A 21,370-nucleotide genomic window follows, 5' to 3' on the forward strand; every position below is an offset into this window, starting at 1 on the left:
CTGGAGATGACGGGGTTGATAGGCCGGGTCTGGAAGCACGGTAACGTGTGGAGGTGACCGGTACTAATAGGCCGAGGGCTTGTCCATAGAGGCTCGCGTCCACTGTGTGGGTTCTGAGACAACAACCCTGGTTGTTGTTTCGCTGTGTTTCGGTGGTCATAGCGTGAGGGAAACGCCCGGTTACATTCCGAACCCGGAAGCTAAGCTTCACTGCGCCGATGGTACTGCATGCGGGAGTGTGTGGGAGAGTAGGACACCGCCGAACTAAACGTAGAAGTCGTGGTCCCTGAACGTCGGTTCAGGGACCACGACTTTTTTGTATGTGGTCACCGGCAGTTCATGTTGCGTGGACATGATCCGACCATGGGGACAACACAGTTGACCGCAGCGGGTGTCGGTGCAGGTGACGAGGTCGTAGTGCCGTCGTTCGGCGGCGCCGACGTGGCGCAGGCCGTGCGCGAGCTCGGCGCCCGGCCCGTCTTCGCAGACATCGATGCCGATTCCTACTGCCTCGATCCCGAGTCCGCAGCACGTGCGGTGACTTCGCGGACAGCGGCGATCGTTCCCGTTCACCTCTTCGGCCACGCCGCGGCGATGAAGGAGCTGCGTGAGCTGGGTGCGGAGCAGGGCGTTCCCGTTGTCGAGTGGGAGCCGCTGCCCCGTACGGACGCGATCGATGCGGTGCGGCGGCGGCAGTACGCCACGTACCTGGAGCGCCGTCTGCGGGGAGTCGTCGTGCCGACGGCCGGGGACAGGGCCGAGCACGCCTTCACGGCGTATGTGGTGCGGGTGCTCGGGAACGGGCGGCCGGACCGGGACGCCTTCCGTAGGGCGTTGCGGATGAGGGGCATCGAATGCGATGTTCCGGTTCGTGTGCCGGCTCATCGGCTGCCGGAGTATGCGCAGTACACGAAGATCGCGCCCACTGTGCCGCTGCCGGAGGCGGAGCGTGCCGCTGAGGAGTGCCTGTCGCTCCCGCTGAGTGCGGCCATGACGAAGAAGGATCTGCACCGCATTGTGTCGGCCTGCAATGGACTCGGTGGGCTGTTGCAGGAGCGCGCGAGCTGAGACTGCGGGGCGTCGGCGTCAGTTCGATTCACGGCCGTGGATCGGGTAAGATCTCTTCCGCTGGCGCGCCCCAATAGCTCAGTCGGCAGAGCGTCTCCATGGTAAGGAGAAGGTCAACGGTTCGATTCCGTTTTGGGGCTCCATAAAAGCAAGTTGAAGGCCCCCGCCATATGGCGGGGGCCTTCAACTTGCTGCCTACTCCGGGATGCGCATGGCCAGGATTGCCATGTCGTCCGAGGGGGCGTCGCTGGCGAAACGCTCGACGGCGCGCATGATGCGGGCCGCCACCGCGCCGGCGTTGAGGCCCGTGCAGGTGCCCAGGACGTCGGCCAAACCGTCGTCGCCGAGCATGCGGGTGCCCTCGCGGCGTTCTGTCACGCCGTCCGTCACGCACAGCAGCACGTCCCCCGGGTCGAGGGAGACGGTCTGCTCGTAGAGTTCCAGGTCCTCCATGACGCCGAGGAGGGGCTGGGGGTCGGCGGCGGGTTCGACGGTGCCGTCCTGGCGGAGACGCAGCGGCAGGGGATGGCCTGCGCAGACGACCTTCAGCTCGGCGCTGCCGTCCTCCTGGGGGCGCATCTCCCCGTAGAGGAGGGTGAGGAAGCGGCTGCGCGCCCCCTCGTCGAGGATCGCTGTGTTGAGGCGCTCCAGCACCGCAGGTCCACCTAGGCCCTCGCGGGCGAGGAGGCGCAGTGCGTGCCGGGCCAGACCGGTGACGGCCGCGGCCTCGGGGCCCGTACCGCAGACGTCTCCGATGGCGAAGCCGTAGACGCCCTCGCGGATCTCGAAGAGGTCGTAGAAGTCACCGCCGACCTCGTTGCCCTCGCCTGCGGCGCGGTAGATGACTTCGCGCTCGATCCCGCCTGTGATGTCGGGCAGTTCGGGCGGCAGGAGGCTGCGCTGGAGGGACTGGCTGATGGCGGTGCGTTCGGAGTAGAGGCGTGCGTTGTCCAGGGCGAGCGCGGCGCGGCGGGAGAGGTCTTCGGCCAGCTCCAGGATCTCCTGGCGGAACCGCTCGTCGGTGGGCTTGCCCAGGGTCAGCATGCCGATGACGCGGTTGCGCGCCACCAGGGGCAGTACGACGGTCTCGCCGCCGACGGCCGCAGCGGTGGCCAGGCTGGTGCCCGCGGAGAGCTGGTGGTCATCGCCGTCCAGCGAGACGTTGCGCAGCGAAGTGCGCATGGCCGCGGAGTGCGCGGCCTCGGTAGGGGCCGTCCAGACGCGTGCTCCGGGCGTGGGGACGGGCTCGGGCGGATCCACCTTGGCGAGCAGGCCCTTGAGGTTGTCGATGCGGTCCTCGTCCTCGTGCAGTACGTACGAGAGCTTGGGGTCGGAGCCTTGGTCGGCGACGGTGTAGACGGCGCACCAGGTGGCCAGCGTAGGGACCGTCATCTGGGCCATCAGGGCGAGCGTCTGGTCGCGGTCGAGGGTGCCGGCGAGCAGATCGGAGGCTTCGACCAGGAAGGAGAGCGAGCCGCGGCGCAGCCGCTCCAGCTCGGTGAGGCGGGCGCGCTCGACGGCCAGGGCGATGCGGTCGGCGGCGAACTGGAGGCGCAGCGCCTCCTCGTTGGTGTAGCGGCCCGGTGCCTCGGTGGCGACGCCGAGAGAGCCGGTGAGCCTGCCTTCCACCTTGAGGGGGACGGTGACCACGGAGCGCATGCCCGTGCCGTCCAGGAGCGGCACTGCGCCGGGGACGACGGTGAGGTCTTCGTGGACGGAGGGCATCCGGGCCGAGCCGTAGCGGCCGCTGCCGGTCTCGACGGGGACGCGGGCGAACCGCTGGCGGGCCGAGGGGAGGCCCGTGGAGGCACGGACCTCCAGTTCCGTTTCGTCGTCGGTGGCCAGCAGGAGGTAGGCGGAGTCGCCGTCGAGCATGTCCCTGGCACGTTCGACGGTGCGCTGGAGGAGGCCGTCGAGGTCGTCGGGGGCCGGGGAGCCGATGAAGACCTCGAAGGGGTCGGCAGCGGACTGCTCCTGGGAGTCGCCTGCGGTGCCGGTGTTGTCGTGGGAGTGGACCCGGGGCGGGGACTGGAGCACGGCGCGCTCGTGTTCGCGCACCAGCAGGCAGACCGTGGAGGGTTCGCCGGCGCTGTCGCGTACGCGCAGGTGGGAGGCGTAGACGGGGATGGTGCGGCCGTCCGAGCCGCGCATCCCGTAGGAGCCCTCCCAGCGGGAGAGGCGCAGTGCCTCGGCGACGCCGGTGCCGGTGCCGGGGGTGTGCGGCCAGGCGGCGAAGTCGGTGAGCGGCTTGCCGACGACCTGTTCCGCCGGGTAGTCGAACAGCTCTGTGGCGTCCTCGTTCCAGGCGCTGATCGAGCCGCTGCGGTCGACCTGGATGACGGCCACCCGGATGCGGCTGTCGGTGACCGGCAGCGCGGTGTCCGGGAGCGCGGGGCCTGCCGTGCGGGTGCCGACGGGGCGCTCGGGGAGGTCGAGACGGAACCAGACCCGCTTGTCGGCCGCCGTGTAGTCGACGCCCCAGCGGGTGGCCAGTGCCGAGGCCAGCAGCAGTCCGCGGCCGCCTTCGCGGTCGGGGCTGGCGGGCTGCGGGTTGACTTCCTGGAGGGGCAGCTCGCGCTCCGGATAGCGGTCGATGACCTCGATGCGGACGCCGTCCTCGTCCCGCAGGCACAGCACCTCGGCCGCCGTTCCGGCGTGCACCACGGCGTTGGTGACCAGCTCGCTGGTCAGTACGACGGCGTCGTCCACGATGTCGGAGAGGCCCCAGCCCTGGAGGGTGTCGCGTACGAAGCCGCGCGCAGTGGCGACGGACCGGCCCACCGGCTCGAAAGTGGCGGCGGCTCGGGCGGTGATCACTGGTCTCCCCATGGATGTCCTGTCGGCCAGGCGCACTGATGTGCGCTGTGCGGTCAGGGCCGTAACGGTCCCCGCCTCGTCCTTCGGGCCTTTTTGTGAGCCCAAGGCGCCCGGGGGAACCCCCGGTAGCCCCCCGCGCTCGGCGCTCTGCTCTTGCGTCACCGCAGCGCCCCTCCGTCGCCCTTCGTACTCACACCGCTGCCCCCTGCGAAGCCCCTACCCATTCGACCCGGTCGGGCACCCCGCCGGCATGGGGGTGAACGGACAGCCGTGTGCCAGGTTACTTACGTATCCACGGCGAGTGGCTGCCGGATGCGGGTGAATTCCCTCCGGGTCCGCGAACGCAGTGCGATATGCCATGCTGCCGAACTGTTATCGCCGGGTTCGGGCAGGGTGAAACACTGGGAAGGCTCGGAGTGCAAGGGCCCGGGCAGGAAGGTCTACCCGCAGGAGGGGCAGTGGAGTCTGGCACAACCGCGCGTAGCGGCAACACGCGCGTGAAGGGCGGACGGTCCCGGAGGAGCGGGACGGTCGAAGTGGACGCCGCGGCCCTCAACAAGCTGCTGACCGGGCTCACGGCGATGCGGGACGGCAACTTCCGCCGACGGCTCACGGTGACCGGCGAGGGCCCGATGGCCGAGATCGCCGCCGTCTTCAACGAGGTCGCGGACCAGAATCTGCATCTGACGGGCGAGCTGTCCCGGGTGCGGCGGGTTGTGGGCCGTGAGGGGAAACTCACAGAGCGGTTGCAGACCGGCACCTGTGAGGGCTCCTGGGCGTCGGCGATCGACGCGGCGAACGCGTTGGTGGACGACCTGGTGTGGCCCGTCTCCGAGGTCGGGAGGGTGCTGACGGCCGTAGCCGACGGTGACCTGGAGCAGCGCATGGATCTGCGCTCGCGCGGGGCCGAGGGCGGCGGGCACCCGCTGCGCGGGGAGTTCCTGAAGGTCGGGCGTACGGTCAACGGCCTGGTGGACCAGCTTTCGGCGTTCACCGACGAGGTGACCCGGGTGGCCAGCGAGGTCGGCACCGAGGGGAAGCTGGGCGGCCAGGCGCGGGTGCGCGGAATGTCCGGTTCCTGGAAGGATCTGACCGATTCGGTCAACACCATGGCGTCGCGGCTGACGGCCCAGGTGCGGGATATCGCGCTGGTGACGACGGCGGTCGCCAAGGGTGATCTGTCACGCAAGGTGACCGTTCATGTCGCCGGTGAGATGCTGGAGCTGAAGAACACCGTCAACACGATGGTCGACCAGCTCTCCTCCTTCCAGTCCGAGGTGACCCGGGTCGCGCGCGAGGTCGGCACCGAGGGCGAGCTGGGCGGCCAGGCGCGGGTGCAGGGCGTCGCGGGCGTGTGGAAGGACCTGACGGACTCCGTCAACCTGATGGCCGGGAATCTGACCTCCCAGGTGCGCGAGATCGCCCAGGTGACGACGGCGGTCGCCAACGGTGACCTGTCGCAGAAGATCACCGTGAACGCGCGGGGCGAGGTGGCGCAGCTCGCCGAGACGATCAATGCGATGACGGACACGCTGCGCACGCTCGCGGACGAGGTCACCCGGGCGGCGAGCGAGGTCGGTACGGACGGTGTACTGGGCGGCCAGGCGGTCGTCCCGGGCGCGGCCGGAATCTGGAAGGATCTGACCGATTCGGTCAACTCGGCCTTCCGCAATCTGACCGCTCAGGTGCGGGACATCGCGCAGGTGACGACGGCGGTGGCGAACGGTGATCTGTCGCAGAAGGTCACCGTGGATGTCTCCGGCGAGATGCAGGAGTTGAAGAACACCGTCAACACGATGGTGGACCAGCTCTCCGCGTTCGGCGCCGAGGTGACCCGCGTCGCGCGGGAGATCGGCGTCGAGGGTGAGTTGGGCGGCCAGGCGGCTGTGCCAGGAGCGGCAGGCACTTGGAAGGATCTGACCGATTCGGTCAACACCGCGTTCCGCAATCTGACCGGTCAGGTGCGCAACATTGCGCAGGTGACGACGGCGGTGGCGAACGGTGATCTGTCGCAGAAGGTCACCGTCGACGTCTCCGGCGAGATGCTTCAGCTGAAGAACACCGTGAACACGATGGTGGACCAGCTGTCGTCCTTCGCCGAGCAGGTGACCAGGATGGCCCGGGACGTGGGCACCGAGGGCCGGCTGGGCGGTCAGGCGCGGGTGGATGGTGTCTCGGGCACCTGGAAGGACCTGACGAACTCCGTCAACTTCATGGCCAACAATCTGACGTCCCAGGTGCGGCAGATCGCCCAGGTGACGACGGCGGTCGCGCGGGGTGACCTCTCGCAGAAGATCGAGGTCGATGCACGCGGCGAGATCCTGGAGCTGAAGAACACCATCAACACGATGGTCGACCAGCTCTCAGCGTTCGCCGACCAGGTCACGCGGGTGGCCCGGGAGGTCGGTACGGAGGGCAGGCTGGGCGGTCAGGCCCAGGTGCCGGGGGTCGCCGGTGTGTGGCGCGATCTGACCGACTCTGTGAACGGTATGGCGGGCAATCTGACCAGCCAGGTGCGCAACATCTCGCAGGTGGCGACCGCGGTCGCGCGCGGTGATCTGTCGCAGAAGATCGATGTGGACGCACGCGGCGAGATCCTGGAGCTGAAGACCACACTGAACACGATGGTCGACCAGCTCTCGTCGTTCGCCGAGGAGGTCACCCGGGTCGCCCGCGAGGTGGGCACGGAGGGCATCCTGGGCGGCCAGGCGGAGGTCAAGGGTGTCTCGGGCACCTGGAAGGACCTCACGCAGTCCGTGAACTTCATGGCGAACAACCTGACTTCTCAGGTCCGCAACATCGCCGAGGTCACCACCGCTGTCGCACAGGGCGACCTGTCCAAGAAGATCACCGTCGACGCCAAGGGCGAGGTCCTGGCCCTGGTGACGACCGTCAACACCATGGTGGACACGCTCTCCTCGTTCGCCGAGCAGGTGACCCGAGTGGCCCGTGAGGTGGGCACCGAGGGCATCCTCGGCGGCCAGGCGCGGGTGCGTGACGTGTCGGGTATCTGGAAGGACCTGACCGACAACGTCAACATCATGGCGAACAACCTGACCAGCCAGGTGCGCAACATCTCCCAGGTCGCCACGGCGGTCGCGGGCGGTGATCTCACCAAGAAGGTCACCGTCGAGGCCAGCGGTGAGGTGGCGCAGCTCGCGGACACCGTCAACACGATGGTCACCACGCTCTCGTCGTTCGCCGAGCAGGTGACCAGGGTGGCCCGCGAGGTGGGCACCGACGGTGTGCTGGGCGGTCAGGCGCGGGTGCAGGGCGTCGCGGGTACGTGGAAGGACCTGACGGAGTCCGTGAACTCCATGGCCTCCAACCTGACCGGCCAGGTGCGGCAGATCGCCATGGTCACGACCGCCATCGCCAAGGGCGATCTGACCAAGAAGATCGACATCGAGGCCAACGGCGAGATCCTGCAGCTGAAGACGACGATCAACACGATGGTCGACCAGCTGTCGTCGTTCGCCGAGCAGGTGACCCGAGTGGCCCGCGAGGTGGGCACCGAGGGCCAGTTGGGCGGTCAGGCGCGCGTGCCGGGCGTCGCCGGTACGTGGAAGGACCTGACCGACTCCGTCAACGAGATGGCGGGCAACCTCACCCGTCAGGTGCGGGCGATCGCCGAGGTCGCCACCGCGGTGACCCGGGGCGACCACAACGTCCGTATCGACGTGGAGGCGGCCGGCGAGATCCTGGAGCTGCAGGGCTACATCAACACGATGATCGCCAACCTGCGGGACACCACGCAGGCCAACCAGGAGCAGGACTGGCTCAAGGGGAACCTGGCACGCATCTCCGGGCTGATGCAGGGCCGCCGCGACCTGCGGGACGTGGCGGGGCTCATCATGAGCGAGCTGACGCCTGTGGTCTCCGCGCAGCACGGCGCGTTCTTCATCTCGCTGCCGGAGGGCACCCCGGAGGGCGCGGTCGGCGTCGGTGCGGGGCCCGGCGAGGACGGCAAGTACGAGCTGCGGATGCTGGGCAGTTACGGCTACTGCACCGACAGCATGCCCACCTCCTTCCTGCCCGGCGAGTCACTGGTCGGCACGGCGGCGAAGGAGAAGCGCACCATCGAGATGGGCAATGTGCCGCCGGGCTATCTGAAGATCTCCTCGGGGCTCGGTGAGGCGCCGCCCGCGCATCTGGTGGTGCTGCCCGTCATCTTCGAGGGCACGGTGCTCGGCGTGATCGAGCTGGCGTCCTTCCAGCCGTTCGGGCAGATCCAGAAGGACTTCCTCAACCAGATCGCCGAGATGATCGCCACGAGCGTCAACACCATCAGCGTCAACATGCGTACCGAGCGGCTGCTGGAGCAGTCGCAGGAGCTGACGGCGCAGTTGAAGGAGCGCTCCGCGGAGCTGGAGAACCGGCAGAAAGCCCTCCAGGAGTCCAACGCGGCGCTGGAGGAGAAGGCCGAACAGCTCGCCCAGACCAACAGCGACATCGAGATCAAGAACCGCGAGATCGAAGAGGCGCGGCAGGTCCTGGAGGAGCGTGCCGAGCAGCTGTCCGTTTCGATGCGCTACAAGTCGGAGTTCCTGGCCAACATGTCGCACGAGTTGCGCACGCCGCTCAACTCGCTGCTGATCCTGGCCAAGCTGCTGGCGGACAACGCGGAGAGCAATCTCTCGCCCAAGCAGGTCGAGTTCGCCGAGACCATCCACGGAGCGGGCTCCGACCTGCTGCAGCTGATCAACGACATCCTCGATCTGTCGAAGGTCGAGGCGGGCAAGATGGATGTCAGCCCGACGCGGATCGCACTGGTGCAACTGGTCGACTATGTGGAGGCCACTTTCCGGCCGCTGACGGTGGAGAAGGGGCTGGACTTCTCGGTGAGCGTCTCGCCGGAGCTGCCGGCCACGCTCCACACCGATGAGCAGCGGCTGCTCCAAGTGCTGCGCAACCTGCTGTCCAACGCGGTGAAGTTCACCGACAGCGGCGCCGTCGAGTTGGTGATCCGTTCGGCCCGTTCGGATGTGCCCGACGCGATCCGGGAGCAGATGCTCGAGCACGGCTCGCTGCGGGATCCGGACTCGGAGCTGATCGCTTTCTCGGTGACGGACACCGGTATCGGCATCGCGCAGAGCAAGATGCGGGTCATCTTCGAGGCGTTCAAGCAGGCGGACGGCACCACCTCGCGCAAGTACGGCGGCACGGGCCTGGGGCTGTCCATCAGCCGGGAGATCGCGCGGCTGCTGGGCGGCGAGATCCACGCGGTCAGCGAGCCGGGCCGCGGTTCCACCTTCACCCTCTACCTGCCGCTGCACCCCACTGAGCTGCCCCCGCAGGGCTACGGGCAGCTCGCGTCCAGCGCCCCGCTGGCCCTCCCCGAGGCGCGGACAACCGCAGCGGCGGCCGAGCCCGAAGAGGCGGAGCAGCGGTCACCCGGCGAGGCGGCCGAGACGCCCTCCACGGCCCCGGAGCAGACCGCGGAGGAGGCGGCCCACTCACTGGCCGACCGACGGCGGCTGCGGGACGCCAGCGGGCAGGCGCAGCCCGAACTGCCCCCGGAGGCCCGCCCGTCGCCCCCGTCGGCCGAGAACGGCGCAGGGACGGTCAGCGGGACGGCCAACGGGGCAGGGCCGGGCGGCAACGGGGCGCCGCCCCGGGCCGCCGCGCCCGGCGGGCAGCCCGGAGGGGCGGTGGCCGACACCGCCGGCAGGGCCGCCGAGGAACTCGGCAGGGGAGTGGCTACGCAGGGTGACCAGCAGGCGCCGTCACCCGGTGCGGGGGAGGCCGGAGATCTGGCCGGCCGGAAGGTGCTCATCGTCGATGACGACATCCGCAACGTCTTCGCGCTCACCAGCGTGCTGGAGCAGCACGGCCTGCAGGTGCTCTACGCCGAGAACGGCCGGGAGGGCATCGAGGTGCTCGAACAGCACGACGACGCAGCCGTGGTGCTGATGGACATCATGATGCCGGAGATGGACGGTTACGCCACGACGGCGGCCATCCGCAAGATGCCGCAGTTCGCCGGGCTCCCGATCATCGCGCTGACCGCGAAGGCGATGAAGGGCGACCGGGAGAAGAGCATCGAGTCGGGTGCTTCGGACTACGTCACCAAGCCGGTGGATACTGATCACCTGCTGGATGTCATGAGGCGGTGGATGGATGGCGGGTGAATATGACACCGTGTCGATGAAGGCCACGTGTTGACGCAGTGTGGTCAAGCGCGTGTGGAAACACGGTAAAGCGGGAACCTTTTGGTCCCCTGGGGCGTTTCTGCTACGTGCACAGTGACATCACGGTGACAGGGTGTGGCGGACCGCAGGGTGCGGCTACCATGACCGGCACAAGGACGGGCGGCGGCGACAGGAGGCCGCTCCCAGGGGCGGCGTCCGAAAGGCTGCCGGGGCGAGGAGGACGGGCCATGGTGCAGAAGGCCAAGATCCTCCTGGTCGATGACCGGCCGGAGAATCTGCTGGCGCTGGAGGCCATTCTCTCCGCGCTCGATCAGACGCTGGTACGGGCATCGTCAGGGGAGGAAGCGCTCAAAGCGCTGCTGACGGACGACTTCGCGGTCATTCTGCTGGATGTCCAGATGCCAGGGATGGACGGCTTCGAGACGGCCGCCCATATCAAGCGCCGTGAGCGCACCCGCGACATTCCGATCATCTTCCTGACGGCCATCAACCACGGCCCGCACCACACCTTCCGCGGCTACGCGGCCGGTGCGGTCGACTACATCTCCAAGCCGTTCGACCCCTGGGTGCTGCGGGCGAAGGTCTCGGTCTTCGTCGACCTCTACATGAAGAACGTTCAACTGCGTGAGCAGGCTTCGCTGCTGCGGCTCCAGTTGGAGGGCAACGGCGCCGAGCGGCGTCCCGGCGGCGCCGAGGACAGCGACGAGGCGCAGGGCCTGCTGGTCGAGCTCTCCGCGCGGCTGGCCGCCGTGGAGGAGCAGGCCGAAGCCCTCACCAAGCAGCTGGGCGACTCGGCTGACGCCGCGACAGTCGCCACCGCCGCACATCTGGAGCGCAAACTGGCCGGGCTGCGCAGCGCACTTGACGCGCTGGGGCCGGGCGCGGACGGTGACCCCTCGCCCCAGGTCCCCTCGCAGAACTGACCCGCCGTCCCCTCGCAGCGCTGACCCGTTCCTTCCTCCCGGAACTGACGCCGCGTCCGTAACTGGGCACTGGTGCAGGAGTGGCCCCCGGGCATCCGTGCCTCGGGTGCCCGGCACAGGTAACCTCACACCTATGGCCTCACGCGCGTCGGGAACTGGAAAGGCTGCCAAGAAAGCGCCCGCGAAAAAGGCTGCCCCGAAAGCCGCGAAGGCGGCCCCGGCGAAGAAGGCGCCGCCCAAGAAGGCACCCGCCAAGAAGACCGCGGCCAAGGGCGGCAAGGGCGCCGGCAAGGGCAAGGGGGCACCGTCCCCCACCAGTGGCGTCCTCAAGGTGCTGAAGGCGTGCTGGCTCGGTCTCGCGCACGCCGTCGGCGCCGTCCTCCGCGGCATAGGACGCAGCGGCAAGGCGCTGGATCCGGCACACCGCAAGGACGGACTGGCGCTGCTGCTGCTCGGGATCGCGCTCATCGTCGCAGCGGGCACCTGGTCCAACCTCCAGGGCCCGGTCGGCGATCTGGTGGAGATGCTGGTGACCGGCGCGTTCGGCAGGCTGGATCTGCTGGTGCCGATTTTGCTCGGCGTCATCTCCGTGCGGCTGATCCGCCACCCGGAGAAGCCCGAGGCCAACGGCCGTATTGTGATCGGGCTTTCGGCGCTGCTCATCGGTGTGCTGGGGCTGGTCCACATCGGCTGCGGCGCGCCCGGCAGGGGCGAGGGCGACGACGCGCTGCGCGACGCGGGCGGGCTGATCGGCTGGGGGGTCTCCCGGCCGCTGATCGTCACCATGGGCGAGATGCTGGCGGTGGCGCTGCTCGCCCTCGTCACCGTCTTCGGGCTGCTGGTCGTGACGGCCACGCCGGTCAACGCCATTCCGCAGCGGCTGCGCGCCGCCGGGGTCCGGCTCGGCCTCGTCCAGCCGGTGGCCGGCTACGACTACGACGCGGAGCCGGACGAGGAGGAAGCACCGGCAGGCGGGCGGCGTGCGCACAGCATGCGCAAGGAACATCTCGCACCCGCGCTCGCCGAGAAGGAAGCGCTCGACCGCCGTCGGCGGGCCGGCCGGCAGGGCAGGCGGGGCGCCGGGACGCAGGAGCCGCTGCCCGAGGACGGCGTTGCGGTCAGCGCGAGCGCGGGCGAGACGGAACGCACGCTGGACGCCGTCGATGTGGCCGCCGCAGCCGCTGCCTCGCTGGACGGCGCGGTCGTCAACGGCATCCAGCCCTCGCCGGTCGTGGCCGACCTGACCACCTCGGTCGCCAAGTCGCGGAGCAGGAAGCGCCGGGGAGGGGACGCGGAGCCCGCCGTACCGGGCGCCCGGGGTGAAGATGCCGAGAACGGCGTGCGGGCCGGTCACGCCCAGTACGCCGCCCCGGCCGACAACGAGCTCACCGAGCGGACCCCGGTGCGGGACCTGACCAAGGAACCGACGCCCCCGGAGCCCGGAGAACTGCCCCCGCGCGCCGAACAGCTGCAGCTGGCCGGGGACATCACCTACGCGCTGCCGTCGCTGGATCTGCTGGAGCGCGGCGGACCCGGCCGCTCGCGCAGCGCCGCCAACGACCAGGTGGTGCAGTCGCTGACCACCGTCTTCACCGAGTTCAAGGTGGACGCGGCAGTCACCGGCTTCACCCGCGGCCCGACCGTCACCCGCTACGAGGTCGAGCTGGGGCCCGGCGTGAAGGTCGAGAAGATCACGGCGCTGGCCAAGAACATCGCGTACGCCGTCGCCAGCCCCGACGTACGCATCATCAACCCGATCCCGGGCAAGTCCGCCGTGGGCATCGAGATTCCCAACAGCGACCGGGAGATGGTCAACCTCGGGGACGTGCTGCGCTCCGCCGAGGCCGCGGGCGAGGAACACCCGCTGCTGGTCGGGCTCGGCAAGGATGTCGAAGGCGGCTATGTCTCGGCCAACCTGGCGAAGATGCCGCACATCCTGGTCGCGGGTGCCACCGGCTCGGGCAAGTCCTCCTGCATCAACTGCCTCATCACCTCCGTGATGGCCCGGGCCACTCCGGAGGACGTCCGGATGGTGCTCGTGGACCCCAAGCGGGTCGAGCTGACCGCCTACGAGGGCATCCCGCACCTGATCACGCCGATCATCACCAACCCGAAGAAGGCCGCCGAGGCGCTGCAGTGGGTCGTCCGGGAGATGGACCTGCGCTACGACGACCTGGCGGCGTTCGGATTCCGCCACATCGACGACTTCAACGACGCGGTGCGCGCCGGCCGGGTCCAGGCCCCGGAGGGCAGCGAACGGGAGCTGACGCCGTACCCGTATCTGCTGGTGATCGTGGACGAGCTGGCGGACCTGATGATGGTGGCGCCGCGCGACGTCGAGGACGCGATCGTACGGATCACCCAGCTGGCGCGGGCCGCCGGCATCCACCTGGTGCTGGCGACCCAGCGGCCGTCGGTCGATGTCGTCACCGGCCTCATCAAGGCCAACGTCCCTTCCCGGCTCGGTTTCTCCACCTCCTCCCTCGCCGACAGCCGCGTCATCCTCGACCAGGGCGGCGCGGAGAAGCTCATCGGCAAGGGCGACGGGCTGTTCCTGCCGATGGGCGCCAGCAAGCCGATCCGGATGCAGGGCGCCTACGTCAACGAGCGCGAGGTCCAATCGGTCGTCGAGCACTGCAAGGCGCAGATGACGCCGGTCTTCCGGGAGGACGTGACCGGTGGCCAGGGCAAGAAGAAGGAGATCGACGAGGAGATCGGCGACGACATGGATCTGCTCTGCCAGGCGGCGGAGCTGGTCGTCTCCACCCAGTTCGGCTCGACCTCGATGCTCCAGCGCAAGCTGCGGGTGGGCTTCGCCAAGGCCGGGCGGCTGATGGACCTGATGGAGTCACGGGGCGTGGTCGGCCCCAGCGAGGGCTCCAAGGCGCGGGACGTACTGGTCAAGCCCGACGAGCTGGACGGGGTGCTCGCGGCCATCAGGGGCGGCGAGTAGACAGGCCCCGCGACACCGGCTGCATGGGCGGCACAGCTCACTCGAAAGGGCGAGCGAGGCAACCGTTTCCGTGGTCTATACGTCAAGTTGAGGGAAGGGACGGCTCAGGCGTCGGCGCACCCGGTTCGTGCGGGCGCCCACCAGGCGCAGCTCGGTCATACGTACGCCATACATATGGCGTACAAAGTTGCTCCGCCCGCTTGCCCCACCCTTTTACCCCGCCCCTAGACTGAACATCCAGCAGGTGGCTACACGCTCGAAAGGCGCCCCCGTGTCCATCGGCAACTCCCCCGAAGAGGACCGGCCCCCGGTCGGTCGAGCCCTCCAGCAGGCCCGTATCGACGCACGGTTGACCGTCGAAGAGATCAGTAGCTCCACGCGGGTGCGAGTCCCGATCGTGCAGGCGATCGAGCAGGACGACTTTTCCCGGTGCGGTGGGGACGTGTACGCGCGCGGGCACATCCGCACTCTCGCGCGCGCTGTCGGACTCGACGGCGCCGCCCTGGTCGCGCAGTACGACGAGGAACACGGTGGCCGTCCCGAGCCGACCGCGGCCGCCACACTGTTCGAGGCCGAGCGCATCCGCCCCGAGCCGCGCAGGCCCAACTGGACCGCTGCCATGGTCGCCGCCATCGTCGCGGTGATCGGTTTCGTCGGCTTCACCCTGGTCAGCGGTGGCGGGGAGGACTCCGGCAAGCAGGCCGCCGAGGAGGCGCCGTCCTCGGAACCCTCCAAGGGCGCCTCCGGCAAGCCGTCACCATCCAAGACGAGTGACCCCAAGCCCTCCGAGAGCGCCATCGCGGGGGCACCTGCCGACAAGGTCACCGTGCGGATGACCGCGGAGAAGGGCAACAGCTGGGTCTCCGCCAAGGACCACAACGGGCGGCTGGTCCACGAAGGAGTGCTCAAGGAGGGCCAGTCCAAGACCCTCACCGACGACAAGCGCCTCGACCTCGTGCTCGGCAACGCGGGCGGCGTGAAGCTGTACGTCAACGGCAAGCAGGTCAAGCACGCGGGCGAGGTCGGGCAGGTGCAGCGGCTCAGCTACACCCGCGGCGACCCGGAGGCCGGCTGAGGCCATACCGGTCGTCGGCCCGGCCGAAGGTCCGCAGGCGAGGAATCCCGTCCGGGCCGGTGAGCTGGGCGGCTGCGACCTGGCGGCGGGCGGTGCTGACGGGACGAAGTAGGCTGAGCGCATGCCCGAACGCCGTACCGTCGCCCTTGTCACTCTCGGCTGCGCACGTAACGAGGTGGACTCGGAAGAGCTCGCAGGCCGCCTGGCGGCGGATGGCTGGGACCTCGTCGAGGACGCCGCCGAGGCCGATGTCGCCGTCGTCAACACCTGCGGCTTCGTGGAGGCCGCCAAGAAGGACTCCGTCGACGCGCTGCTGGAGGCCAACGACCTCAAGAGCGCGGCCCGTCAGGGCGAGGGCAGAACCCAGGCCGTGGTGGCTGTCGGCTGTATGGCCGAGCGGTACGGCAAGGAGCTCGCCGACGCGCTGCCGGAGGCGGACGGCGTTCTCGGCTTCGACGACTACGCCGACATCTCCGACCGGCTCCAGACGATCCTGAGCGGCGGTGTGCACGCGCCGCACGTCCCGCGCGACCGGCGCAAGCTGCTGCCCGTGAGCCCCGCCGAGCGCCAGGGCGCCGCCGTCGCGCTACCCGGGCACGGTGGCGCAGGGTCCGGGGGCTCCCAGGCGGAAGGGGCTGCTGGGACGGCGGGTGCCGTCGAGGCGGCCGGTGCGGCTGGTGCGGCCAAGGTGGCGGAGGCTGCCGAGTCCGCTCCGGCGGATCTGCCCGCGGGGGTCGCGCCTGCCTCCGGTCCGCGTGCTCCGCTGCGGCGGCGGCTGGGCAGCAGCCCCGTGGCCTCCGTCAAGCTCGCCTCCGGCTGCGACCGGCGCTGCTCCTTCTGCGCCATTCCGTCCTTCCGTGGCTCCTTCATCTCCCGCCGCCCCGCCGACGTGCTCACCGAGACCCGATGGCTGGCCGAGCAGGGCGTGCGCGAGATCATGCTCGTCTCGGAGAACAACACCTCGTACGGCAAGGATCTGGGCGACATCCGGCTGCTGGAGACGCTGCTGCCCGAGCTGGCGGCCGTCGACGGCATCGAGCGGGTACGGGTGAGCTATCTGCAGCCCGCCGAGATGCGGCCGGGGCTGATCGACGTGCTCACCGGCACCGAGAAGGTGGCACCGTACTTCGACCTGTCCTTCCAGCACTCGGCGCCGGGCGTGCTGCGCGCGATGCGGCGCTTCGGCGACACCGACCGCTTCCTCGGGCTGCTGGAGGAGATCCGCAAGCGGGCGCCGCAGGCGGGTGCGCGGTCCAACTTCATCGTCGGCTTCCCGGGCGAGAGCGAGCAGGACCTCGCCGAGCTGGAGCGCTTCCTGACCGCGGCCCGGCTGGACGCGATCGGGGTGTTCGGGTACTCGGACGAGGAGGGCACCGAGGCCGCCGGTTACGCGGCGAAGGTGCCCGCCGACGAGGTCGCGGAGCGGCTTGCGTACATCTCGCGGCTCGCCGAGGAGCTGACCGCCCAGCGCGCCGAGGAGCGTGTGGGGGAGACCGTGCGGGTACTGGTCGAGGCTGTGGACGAGGAAGAGGGCCCCCTGGGGCGCGGTGCGCACCAGGCCCCGGAGACCGACGGCCAGGTGCGGCTGGTGTACCCGGAGGCGGACGGGCCGGATGCGGACGGTGGCCCGTACGCGGGCCAGGGGCTGCCGGCTGCGCAGCCGGGCCGGGGCCTGGCGGCCGCGCGCGTGGGTGAGGACGTGGCGGTCGGCCGCATGGTCGAGGCCCGGGTCGTCGCTGCCGAGGGCGTCGACCTGATCGCGGAGCCACTTGTGGCGGCTGTGACGGGTGCTGTCCCGGCCCCACGCGCCGGTGCTGCCGGTGTGGGCGTTACGGCTGTCAGTGACGCGTCTCGCCAGGTGGGCGAGGAGGCAGCCAGATGACCGGAGCCCCGGCCTCCGCGGCACGGCGTGGCACCGCCCCCCAGCCGAAGGCGGTGAGCACCGTACGCGCTGTGAGCCTGTGGAACATCGCCAACGTCCTGACCATGGTGCGACTGCTGCTGGTGCCGGGGTTCGTGCTGCTCATGGTGGCGAACGGCGGGCACGACCCGGCCTGGCGCTCGTTCGCCTGGGCGGCCTTCATCATCGCCATGATCACCGACCTGTTCGACGGTGAGCTGGCCCGTCGGCACAACCTCGTCACGGACTTCGGGAAGATCGCCGACCCCATCGCGGACAAGGCGATCATGGGCGCCGCGCTGATCTGTCTCTCCATCCTCTCCGACCTGCCCTGGTGGGTCACGGGTGTGATCCTCTTCCGGGAACTGGGCATCACGCTGCTGCGGTTCTGGGTGATCCGGCACGGGGTGATTCCGGCCAGCCGTGGCGGCAAGCTGAAGACGCTCGCCCAGGGCGTCGCCGTCGGCATGTACGTGCTCGTGCTGACGGGGCCGCTGGCGACGGCCCGCTGGTGGGTGATGGCGGTGGCTGTCGTCCTGACGGTCGTCACCGGCCTCGACTACGTACGGCAAGCCGTCGTGCTGCGCCGGGCCGGGCTGGCGGCCGAGAACGCTGAGGCTGCCGAGAAGGCCGGGGCTGCGCAGGAGGCCGGGGCCGGTGCGTCCGCCTCCGAGGACGGCGGAACTGACGAGACCGGCGGGACCGAGCGGACCGACGGGAACGGCGAGGGAGGCGCGGCAGCGGCCGACGGCTGTGGCGACGGCAGCGCAGCAGCGATCGGCAGTAACGCCGCAACCGCCGGGAACGAAGTAAACCAGGGAGGCGAGGGGAACGCGGGGGGTGAACGGTCCTGAGCGACGTGAAATCTCGGGTCGGTAGTGTGCTGGCGCTGCTCGCCGGGCGGAATCAGACGCTGGCCGTCGCGGAGTCGCTGACCGGCGGGCTGCTCGCGGCTGAGATCACTGCTGTCCCCGGGGCCTCAAGAGCCTTCCGTGGTTCGGTGACGGCATATGCGACCGCACTCAAGAGGGATGTACTCGGCGTTGACGGGGCACTCCTTGAGGAGCGGGGCGCTGTCGACGCCGACGTCGCGCTCCAGATGGCGCGGGGCGTACGCACCGCGCTCGGTGCCGACTGGGGCCTCGCGACAACAGGTGTGGCCGGCCCCGAACCCCAGGACGGGCAGCCGGTCGGAACGGTGTACGTCGCCGTCGCCGGCCCCACGGCCGAGGCGGTGGTGCGAAAACTGCGGCTCGAGGGCAGCCGGAGCGGCGATCGGGCCGGTGACAGTGGTGAGGAAGCCGGGGAACGTGTGCGTGCCGGTATTCGTACGGAGAGTGTTCGAGGAGCACTGGAGCTGCTCTGCGAGGAACTGATCGAAAATGCTGGAGGGCAGGATAGGGAACAGACCGGGGGGAATGGATGTTTGCAGCCCTGAGTGAACACGACATCGCTCCCCGCACGGCTGCGTGCCAAGGCGGTACGGTGGAGCCTGAAGGAGTCGGGGCCAACTGGCCGTCCCGATACAGGCTGTGGAAGACGCCGCGCGTTGAGAGGGAGGAGCACCGATGATTCTGCTCCGTCGCCTGTTGGGTGACGTGCTGCGTCGGCAGCGCCAACGTCAGGGTCGTACCCTGCGCGAAGTCTCTTCGTCCGCCAGGGTCTCGCTCGGATACCTCTCCGAGGTCGAGCGCGGCCAGAAGGAAGCCTCGTCCGAACTGCTCTCGTCGATCTGTGACGCTCTCGACGTGCGGATGTCCGAGCTGATGCGGGAGGTCAGCGACGAGCTGGCGCTCGCGGAGCTGGCCGAGTCCGCGAAGAGCGATGCTGTGCCCGCGCCGATGCGGCCGGTGCTCAACCCGCTGTCCGTCACCTCGGTCACCGGAGTGCCCGAGGAGCGTGTCACGATCAAGGCGCCGACGGAGGCCGTGGACGTGGTCGCGGCCTGACGCCGCGCACTCGTCCTGGCCCGTGCCCGCGCCGTACCGCAAGCGTTTCGGCCGTACGACGACCCGGCGCGGAAGGTGCGCGAGACACGTACGAGCGCATGAGACGTGAACGAGAGGCCCCGCTGGGACGCAGCGGGGCCTTCGTGTGTCCCGCGTGGCTTTGGCGCCCGAAGGGGGCGCTCGGGCGCCTGAGGGGCGTTCGGGCTTCCAGGGAGGCCGGCGGGGTCCGCTGGCCGCAGTTCGCGCGTTCGGCGGCCCGCAGGCCCGCATCTTTGGCTGCGCGCAGGTGCTCGGCGTACGTCTGGGTGCGGACTGTTCGTCGCACTGTGTGACCTACTTTCCGTGGTCGCGCGGTTGCCCGGAGTGCGGGACGATGGCTGTGTTCTCGACTTCGTCGACGGTCTCGCGTCCTTGCCGCGCGTGGCGTTGCCGCCCCGGCATGGAGGGCACCGTCGCGGGAGGTGGCGGCGTGCCGGGTGTGAACCCCTTGCTGCTGTGCCGCTGGGCGCTCGGCAGCGCCTGTGCGGTCGGCTGGCTGTGTGCGATATGGCGGGTGGCCGCGGGGGAGGGCGGCCCGGTGGAAGTCTCCGTGACCGCAGGGGGATGGGGGCTGAGCGTGATACCCGTGCATGTGGCACACGCCAGCGCGCGTCAGGGGGCGCGGGGGAGTGGGGGAAGCGCCCCTGGTGGGCTACCACGGCATGGCGACGCCGCCGTTGGGACGCAGGATCTGTCCCGTCGTGAAGGATGAGGCGTCCGATGCCAGATGCAGCACGGCATGGGCGGCCTCCTGCGCCTCGCCGACCCGGCCCAGCGGCGACATTCCGGCCAGCGCCTCCTCGGCGCGCTGCCTGGTCGCCGCGTCGTCCCGTTCCGTCATAGGTGTACGCACCCAGCCGGGTGCCACCGCGTTGACCCGGATGCCGTGCCCGCCGAGCTCCGTTGCGAGGGTTTTGGTGAGCTGGACGACGGCAGCCTTGGCTGCGCCGTAGCAGAGCAGACCCGGGGAACCGGTGTCCACCGCTCCGGATGCCATGGTCACGAGGGCGCCCCGGGTGCCGCTTGCGAGCATGCTGCGGGCGGCTTCCTGGCAGGTGTACAGAACTCCTTTGAAGTTGACGGCGAGAACCCGGTCCAGATCGGCATCTTCCGTCTCCAGCACGGTGCTGCGGTGCATGATTCCGGCTATCGCGGCGGCCATGTCGAGACGGCCGCCCGTGCGCTCCGCCGCGGTGACTGCACTCCTGAGCGCCGCACGGTCGGTCACGTCCAGGGGGTGCGCCCAGGCGTCGCCTCCCGACTGGGTGATCAGATCGGTCGTGTGTGCCAGGGCCTTCTCGTCCCGGTCCGCGCAGTGCACAGCCGCGCCTGCCTGGGCGAGCAGTACTGCCGTTGCACGTCCGATGCCGCTGGCGGCCCCCGTCACCAGGGCGGTCCGGCCGGTCAGGTCGTACGCCGGGAGGCTGCCGTGCGCCGGAGGGCTCATGCTGACGACGTTACGGAGAAGCTGACGGGTCGTCAATTAGTTGGCGGCCTCCGGCCCTTCTCGCAACCGCTGTGCGATTCCCCGGTTGCCGGTGGCTGGCAGTACGGGCAGTACCACACCGTGCGAGGGCGCTCCGGCGGACCATGGGAACCCGTGCGGACCGGGGTGCCGCAGCGGTAGCAGGGGCGGTTCTCACGGCCGTAGACGGCCAGATTCCGGTCGGGGCGCGGGCTGTTGGTCGTACGACGGCGGACGCGGTCCTTGTTCGCCTCCAGCAGTTGCTTGGCAGCCGCGAGCAGGCGGGCCGGCAGCGGAGTCGACAGCGAACCCACCGGAGCCCAGGGAGAGGTGCGGGCGAGAAAGCACAGTTCGGCCGCGTAGACGTTCCCGATACCGGCGAGGTTGCGCTGATCCAGCAGCGCATCGACCAGCGGCCGTTCCGGGTCCTGGAGCAGCCGCCGTTCCGCCTCGGTCGCGTCCCAGTCCGGACCGAGCAGGTCAGGACCCAGATGGCCGACCGCTGCGAACTCCTCGGCCGTCCGCAGCAGTTCCAGCACGGGAAGCCGCATTCCGGCTGCAGTGTGCGAGCTGGCGACCAGCAGTACGCGGATGTGGTGGGCGGGTCCGAAGCCGCCGGGAGAGCCGATCCTGCCGGGCGGGTTGGCCTTCACGCGCCAGGCGCCCTCCATGCCCAGGTGAGAGTGCACCGTCAGGCCGCCCTCGACGCGCATCAGCAGATGCTTGCCCCGCGGAGTCACGTTCAGCAGCGTGCGCCCTGACAGATCGACCGTCGCCAGCCGTGGCACCCGGAAGTCGGTACGGGCCAGCACCTGGCCGGCCAGCGCGGAGTGCAGCGCGTGCGCCGTACGCCAGACGGTGTCTCCCTCAGGCATCCGGCCGTCACCCTTTCGCTCTCTTCCGGCATCCTGTCGGCATCGTGCGCCATCACCGGCCCCATGAGGACATATGCCCATGGTCGCAGGAACCCCTGACCGAACACGGGACAGCGACGAGAAGTGGGAGACGATCACGGGATACGATCCGGGG

12 protein-coding genes, 1 tRNA gene and 2 rRNA genes are annotated in these 21,370 nt (G+C 69.7%); 12 read left to right on the top strand and 3 right to left on the bottom strand.

Annotation, left to right across the window (positions count from 1 at the left end):
• From ITI46_RS17135 to ITI46_RS17150, 4 genes are all read left to right on the top strand, one after another.
• Positions 1-87: ribosomal RNA gene (locus ITI46_RS17135) — 23S ribosomal RNA — on the top strand; the annotation flags it as partial.
• A 61-nt stretch (positions 88-148) separates the two neighbouring features.
• Positions 149-265, top strand: a 5S ribosomal RNA gene (gene rrf / locus ITI46_RS17140).
• A 98-nt stretch (positions 266-363) separates the two neighbouring features.
• Entirely contained in the window at positions 364-1,068 is a 705-nt protein-coding gene (locus tag ITI46_RS17145; RefSeq protein WP_209240437.1) for a DegT/DnrJ/EryC1/StrS family aminotransferase, read from the top strand.
• 67 nt (positions 1,069-1,135) lie between these two features.
• Positions 1,136-1,211, top strand: a tRNA-Thr gene (locus ITI46_RS17150).
• A gap of 52 nt (positions 1,212-1,263) precedes the next feature.
• Here the strand turns inward: ITI46_RS17150 and ITI46_RS17155 are convergent.
• Positions 1,264-3,885, bottom strand: coding sequence for a SpoIIE family protein phosphatase (locus tag ITI46_RS17155; protein ID WP_209240438.1), 2,622 nt, complete (start codon positions 3,883-3,885; stop codon positions 1,264-1,266).
• A gap of 458 nt (positions 3,886-4,343) precedes the next feature.
• Between ITI46_RS17155 and ITI46_RS17160 the strand changes: the two genes are divergently transcribed.
• The 8 genes from ITI46_RS17160 to ITI46_RS17195 all read left to right on the top strand — a co-directional run bounded on the left by ITI46_RS17160 (position 4,344) and on the right by ITI46_RS17195 (position 18,837).
• Entirely contained in the window at positions 4,344-10,016 is a 5,673-nt protein-coding gene (locus ITI46_RS17160) for a HAMP domain-containing protein (RefSeq protein ID WP_209240439.1), read from the top strand.
• A 248-nt stretch (positions 10,017-10,264) separates the two neighbouring features.
• A complete protein-coding gene (locus ITI46_RS17165) occupies positions 10,265-10,960 on the top strand; it encodes a response regulator (protein ID WP_209240440.1) in 696 nt (231 codons plus the stop codon).
• Positions 10,961-11,093: 133 nt separating this feature from the next.
• The gene (locus ITI46_RS17170; RefSeq protein WP_209240441.1) at positions 11,094-13,913 is read left to right on the top strand and encodes an FtsK/SpoIIIE family DNA translocase; all 2,820 of its coding nucleotides are present in this window, start codon (positions 11,094-11,096) and stop codon (positions 13,911-13,913) included.
• A 271-nt stretch (positions 13,914-14,184) separates the two neighbouring features.
• Positions 14,185-14,988 carry a helix-turn-helix domain-containing protein gene (locus ITI46_RS17175; protein ID WP_209240442.1) on the top strand — a complete coding sequence of 268 codons (804 nt, stop codon included), beginning with the start codon at positions 14,185-14,187 and terminating at the stop codon, positions 14,986-14,988.
• Positions 14,989-15,109: 121 nt separating this feature from the next.
• Complete coding sequence (gene rimO / locus ITI46_RS17180; protein WP_247746125.1) at positions 15,110-16,870, top strand: 30S ribosomal protein S12 methylthiotransferase RimO; 1,761 nt, start codon at positions 15,110-15,112, stop codon at positions 16,868-16,870.
• Positions 16,867-17,742 (top strand): CDP-diacylglycerol--glycerol-3-phosphate 3-phosphatidyltransferase, encoded by an 876-nt coding sequence (pgsA, locus tag ITI46_RS17185; protein ID WP_247746126.1) that lies wholly within the window; start codon positions 16,867-16,869, stop codon positions 17,740-17,742. Before rimO ends, pgsA begins: the two co-directional genes overlap by 4 nt.
• Positions 17,743-17,768: 26 nt before the next feature.
• Positions 17,769-18,326 carry a CinA family protein gene (locus tag ITI46_RS17190; RefSeq protein ID WP_307808207.1) on the top strand — a complete coding sequence of 186 codons (558 nt, stop codon included), beginning with the start codon at positions 17,769-17,771 and terminating at the stop codon, positions 18,324-18,326.
• Between the two features lie 130 nt (positions 18,327-18,456).
• Positions 18,457-18,837 carry a helix-turn-helix domain-containing protein gene (locus tag ITI46_RS17195; RefSeq protein WP_209240443.1) on the top strand — a complete coding sequence of 127 codons (381 nt, stop codon included), beginning with the start codon at positions 18,457-18,459 and terminating at the stop codon, positions 18,835-18,837.
• 691 nt (positions 18,838-19,528) lie between these two features.
• Here ITI46_RS17195 and ITI46_RS17200 read toward each other — a convergent pair.
• Together ITI46_RS17200 and ITI46_RS17205 are read right to left on the bottom strand one after the other, a co-directional pair.
• A complete protein-coding gene (locus ITI46_RS17200) occupies positions 19,529-20,323 on the bottom strand; it encodes an SDR family NAD(P)-dependent oxidoreductase (protein WP_209240444.1) in 795 nt (264 codons plus the stop codon).
• A 32-nt stretch (positions 20,324-20,355) separates the two neighbouring features.
• A complete protein-coding gene (locus tag ITI46_RS17205; RefSeq protein WP_209240445.1) occupies positions 20,356-21,216 on the bottom strand; it encodes an Fpg/Nei family DNA glycosylase in 861 nt (286 codons plus the stop codon).
• Positions 21,217-21,370 lie beyond the last annotated feature (154 nt).

It is taken from the genome of Streptomyces oryzae, from assembly GCF_017676365.1.
GTDB classification, from domain to species: domain Bacteria; phylum Actinomycetota; class Actinomycetes; order Streptomycetales; family Streptomycetaceae; genus Streptomyces; species Streptomyces oryzae.